At 60.3% G+C, this 5205-nt stretch carries 5 protein-coding genes; all 5 read left to right on the plus strand.

Features of this window, described 5'->3' with window-relative positions; genetic code table 11:
* Positions 1-324: 324 nt before the first annotated feature.
* Entirely contained in the window at positions 325-2706 is a 2382-nt protein-coding gene (locus H0V78_11730; GenBank protein ID MBA2352418.1) for a S8 family serine peptidase, read from the plus strand.
* Between the two features lie 87 nt (positions 2707-2793).
* Complete coding sequence (locus tag H0V78_11735) at positions 2794-3546, plus strand: MBL fold metallo-hydrolase (GenBank protein ID MBA2352419.1); 753 nt, start codon at positions 2794-2796, stop codon at positions 3544-3546.
* Between the two features lie 192 nt (positions 3547-3738).
* On the plus strand, positions 3739-4401 hold the full coding sequence (locus H0V78_11740) for a peroxiredoxin (protein MBA2352420.1): 663 nt from the start codon (positions 3739-3741) through the stop codon (positions 4399-4401).
* Positions 4402-4583: 182 nt separating this feature from the next.
* Positions 4584-4904 (plus strand): c-type cytochrome, encoded by a 321-nt coding sequence (locus H0V78_11745; protein ID MBA2352421.1) that lies wholly within the window; start codon positions 4584-4586, stop codon positions 4902-4904.
* Positions 4905-4915: 11 nt separating this feature from the next.
* On the plus strand, positions 4916-5205 hold a 290-nt coding region (locus H0V78_11750), incomplete at its 3' end, for a flavocytochrome C (protein MBA2352422.1).

The following is a 5205-nucleotide window of genomic DNA, read 5'->3' on the forward strand; positions in this document are numbered from 1 at the left end:
TTGTCGCTTCAGTTTCCTCTCGTGATGAGCTTGAATGCCTTTCTTGATCCCTTTGAGAAAGAACCGCTCCAAACCTTTATGTCTAAAGCTCTTGATCACTGGCTATAGTGTATCGTGTAACGATACAAGATGTAAGCGATATCGTTAGATCGGCGTAGCAATTGAGTTCGTTCATTTTTTTATTGATCGGCGGAGTAGGGGGATGTGGCATACGTGGGGATATAGGAACCCCGGCGTCGTACCCGGTGCTTTTCTTTCGCTCTGGCGTTACAGTAGGCTTATTGCAGGACACCAGACAATGAAATCAATGCATGAAGACAAATCATGAAAGCCTGCTTCGTTCGGCTGGCACGTAAACTTTACGGATTGCGTTTGCCGGTAGCTGCGGCGGCGACCATTTCGCCACGCGGCTTTTCGGCGCACGCGCTGGCGGAACGCAATGTCGCGCTTGCCGTTTTCGTCTGCTGGACACTCCTTGCCGCGGGCGCTCCCGCGCATGCCGCGGATGAGGCCGCGGCGGTGAATTCCGGGCCCACGTTGAAAGCGGCGGCCGCCCGCGACTTTCACGGCAAGGATCTCAAAGGCAAGGACGGGCCGATGGCCAAAGCCGGCATGGCCTTGACCGAGCTCTACCGCGAGCACGAAAATTTCAGAGCCACCCGGCCGGGCGCTGTGTTCAGGTCGGATGCAGGCGTGGCCCGAATCCGGCGCGATGCAAGTGGCGCCGATCTGGTCACGATCGACGCCGTAGCGGCAGGCGACGCCAGGACATTGCGCGCGGCATTGGAAGGATTGGGCCTGCAAAACGCCGCCGACTATGGCCGCGTGGTTTCCGGGAGACTGCCGATCCCGGCGATTCCGGCGATGGCGGCGTTGCCGATGGTGCGTTTCGCGCGCCCGGCCACGGCCACCACCGAAGCGGGTCAAACGACGACTCAGGGCGACATTGCGCTGCGCTCGAATTTTGTCCGCGCCGAGCGCGGGCTTGACGGCGGCGGCGTGACGGTCGGCGTCATTTCGGATAGTTGCTGCTGTTTCGGCGCGGTTCTCCGCGACGTCGAAAGCGGCGATTTACCCGCCTCAGGCGTGGCCGTGGTCCGCGATGCGTGTCCCGGATTCCGCGGCGAAGGGCGCGCCATGATGCAGGTGATACACGACATTGCCCCGGGCGCGGCGCTGGCTTTTCATACCGGCCTCGACGGCCAGGCGGCGTTTGCCGTGGCGATCCAGAAGCTGGCTGGCGATCCGGTCAACGCCAAAGTCATCGTCGATGACATCCTCATTTTCGAATCGCCGTTTTATCAGGACGGCATTATCGCCCAGGCGCTGGAAAAGGCCGTCGCCGGCGGCGTCGCTTTTTTTTCGGCGGCAGGCAATCGCGCGCGCCAGTCTTACGAAAGCGCGTTTCGGAATTCCGGCATCACCGGAATCGGCGGCGTGCCGCACGATTTCGATCCGGGCGCCGCGGTCGATGTATCGCAGTCGATCACTATCCCCGCCGGGCAGCGCGTGACGTTCGGGTTCCAGTGGGATCAGCCGTTCTTTTCCGCGGGCGGCGCCGGATCGGCGAGCGATCTCGATATTTACCTGATGACACAAGACGGAGCCGTGCTCGCCAGCGGGCTGGACGACAACATCGGCGGCGATGCGCTCGAAACTTTCGCCTACACGAACGAAACCGATAGCCCGATGGTTGCCGATATCCGGATCGAACTCGTCGCCGGTCCGCCGCCGAATCTGATCAACACTATGTTCAATCCTTTCGGCGCCCTGACCATCAACGAGTTTGCGACCAACAGTCCGAGTCTGTTCGGCCACAAAAACGCGGCCGGCGCGCATACCGTCGGCGCTGCGTTCTACGGCAGCACGCCGGAATGCGGAACGACGCCGCCGCTGCTCGAAGCGTTTTCTTCATCCGGCGGCGTTCCGATACTTTTCGATACGTCCGGCGCGCGTCTCGTATCTCCGGTGGTGCGCCAGAAGCCGAACAGCGTCGCGCCCGATGGCGTCAACACAAATTTCTTCGGCGACGACAGCTTCGTCGATCCGGTCGGCGCGTGCAGCACGACCGAACCATTCCCCAACTTTTTCGGCACGTCGGCGGCGGCGCCGCACGCTGCCGCGGTTGCCGCGCTGTTGCTCGACGCCACGCCCTCGCTGACGCCTGCGGCCCTTTATGCGATCCTGGAAAATACCGCGATCAACATGGGGCCGTCAGGCTTTGATTTCGAGACGGGCTTCGGCCTGATCCAGGCCGAAGCGGCTGTCGCGTCGGTTGCGAATGCCGGGTCCGTGCAATTGTCGGCCGCGAGCTACAGCGTAAGCGAAAACGGCGGTGCCGCGATCGTCACCGTGACGCGCACGGGCGGCAGCGCCGGAGCGGTTTCGGTCAATTTCGCGACGAAGCAGGACACCGCCGTAGTTCACGTCGATTATCGCGGCACCAACCAGTCGGTCACTTTCGGCGATGGCGACAGCGCCGGCAAATCGATCAGCATTCCGATCCTGCAGGACACCCTGTCCGAGGGCGACGAGCGTTTCAGCGTCATGCTGAGCGAGCCAACCGGCGGTGCGAAGCTCGGCTCGCCGGGCAGCGCGATTGTCACGATAAGCGACGACGACGGCGCGTCGATGGCGCTCTGCTGCAATTCATCGCGCCGGTTCAGGATGTCGGCGGAGGAAGCGGCGATCCCGTCGTCACCGTAACGCTTGTTCGCCGGGCGCGGCGGTGAAATCGTCTCGAAAGTCGGGTAACATCCTGATTCCGGGATCAGCTCGCGCAGATTCGGAATCATGATTTTCAGGCAGCTTTTCGAACCCGCCTCTTCCACATATACCTATCTTCTCGGCTGCGAACGCTTTGGCCTCGCTGTGCTGATCGATCCGGTGACGGAAACCGTGGAACGCGATCTTGCGCTGGTGCGCGATCTTGGGCTCCGCCTTGCCTACACCGTCGAAACGCACATACATGCGGATCATCTGACCAGCGCGCGCATGCTCAAGGCACTGGTCGGCAGCCGCATCGCCGCGCCCAAACTCGATGGCATGAGCTGCGTCGATGACGCGATCGAGGAGGGCCGTCCGCTGCAGGCAGGGGACATCGTTCTGCATCCGCTGTGGACGCCCGGCCACACCCCGCACCATCATGCCTACCTGATCGAACGCGGCGCAACGACGCGCCTGTTCAGCGGCGATGCGCTGTTGATCGACGGCTGCGGGCGTACCGATTTCCAGAATGGCGATACCGAGGCACTTTACCATTCGGTGCGCGAGAAAATGTTCAGCCTGTCCGATGAAACTCTGGTCTATCCGGCGCATGATTATCAGGGACGCCGCGTCTCCAGCATCGGTCAGGAAAAATCCAGAAATCCACGGCTCGGCAACGACACAACGCTGCTTGACTTCAAACGCATCATGGCTGACCTGAAGCTGCCTTCGCCAGGGAAGATGCACTACTTCGTTCCTGGAAATACGCGCTGCGGTGAATACGTGCCCGACGTGCCGGAAGAGCTGCAGTCCGCCTGCGCAACAACGATTCAAGGGTAAGCAGCGTACCGAAACGGAAGCGATCCCGGTCGATACTGCGAGTTGATAGAGTTGAAAAATGTAGCGAGCGCAGTTGGTTCAACAGTCTGTCAGCGATTGAACAGGAGATGATGGAAAAAGAGCAGGCAGAGGCATCAACAAAAACGAGCCTCCAAGTGAAAGCAGACCCACAACACTCAAAAGGAGATGATTATGTCATTACGTATAGGCAGCGATGCGCCGGATTTCACGGCGGAATCGACCGAGGGCACCATTCGCTTCCACGAATGGATAGGAGACGGCTGGGCGATCCTGTTTTCGCATCCGAAGAATTTCACGCCGGTGTGCACAACCGAACTCGGCTACATGGCGAAGCTGAAACCGGAGTTCGACAAGCGCAACGCCAAGATCCTGGGCTTGTCGGTCGATCCGATCAGCGACCACACCCGCTGGGCAAAGGATATCGAGGAAACGCAGGGTTTCGCACCCAACTATCCGCTGATCGGCGATCGCGATCTCAAGGTGGCGAAGCTCTACGACATGCTGCCGGCCGAGACCGAAGGAACATCCGAAGGCCGCACAGCCATGACCAATGCGACGGTACGCTCGGTTTTCGTGATCGGGCCCGATAAAAAAATCAAGCTGATCCTGACGTATCCGATGAGCACAGGCCGCAATTTCGACGAAATCCTGCGCGCGCTCGATTCGATGCAGTTGACCGCCAGGCACAAAGTCGCAACGCCGGTGAACTGGAAGCCCGGCGAGGACGTGATTATTCTGCCGGCCGTGTCCGACGCCGAAGCCAAGGAAAAGTATCCGCAAGGCTGGAAAGCGGCCAAGCCCTATCTGCGCATCGTGCCGCAGCCGGGGAAATAACCGCCGCTTGTGTCGTTTCCGGCTTTCCCAGGGGGAGAGCCGGAATTCCTGTTCCGGTATCGGGCATTGCCACGCGCGAAGCTGTCAAGAAGCGCGAACGGCAACTCCTGAACCATGCGCCGCATTGACAAAAATCATAACGAGAATCCGCTACGCCCACCCCCGAAAACAAGAGGAAAAAAATGAAGACAACCGGAATTTCAAGGTTTGCGCTTTGCTTGTTCGCTGCTCTTTCGACTGGCGCGATCGCGCAGGACGTTCGAACGCAGGAGGGCGAGAATCTGGCCGCAACGTGCGCAGCATGTCATGGCACGGCCGGCCATAGCATCGGCGTGATGCCGGTTCTCGCCGGCATCGACAAGGCCGCGATGTTTGCCGCCATGCAGGCGTTCAAAAACGGACAGCGGCCGGGAACCATCATGCCGCAACTGGCGAAAGGATATAGCGACCTGCAAATCGCGACGCTGGCCGAATTCTTTTCGAAGCAGCAGCCCGAGCCATGAGTGAGGACAAAATGAATAGAAGAAAATTCGTGCAATGGCTTTCCGCATCGGCTGCTGTTGGCGCCGTCGGCGGTTGCGCGGCGCCCGATGCCGCGACGCGGGCTGGAGACGGTAAAGCCGGCCGCGTGATCGTGATCGGCGGCGGCTATGGCGGCGCAACGGCTGCCAAGTACGTCAAGCTGTGGAACCCGGCGATCGATGTTGTGCTGGTCGAGCAAAACCCTGTTTTCATCTCGTGCCCGCTCAGTAATCGCGTGCTCGCCGGAACCATGAGCCTGCAGGATTTGACGCGCGACTACGA

The organism is Burkholderiales bacterium (assembly GCA_013695435.1).
Lineage (GTDB): Bacteria > Pseudomonadota > Gammaproteobacteria > Burkholderiales > JACMKV01 > JACMKV01.

Bases quoted from the DNA above. Each gene is read 5' to 3' on its own strand.
- H0V78_11730 (MBA2352418.1), top strand. From the start codon at position 325: ATGAAAGCCTGCTTCGTTCGGCTGGCACGTAAACTTTACGGATTGCGT.
- H0V78_11735 (MBA2352419.1), top strand. From the start codon at position 2,794: ATGATTTTCAGGCAGCTTTTCGAACCCGCCTCTTCCACATATACCTAT.
- H0V78_11740 (MBA2352420.1), top strand. From the start codon at position 3,739: ATGTCATTACGTATAGGCAGCGATGCGCCGGATTTCACGGCGGAATCG.
- H0V78_11745 (MBA2352421.1), top strand. From the start codon at position 4,584: ATGAAGACAACCGGAATTTCAAGGTTTGCGCTTTGCTTGTTCGCTGCT.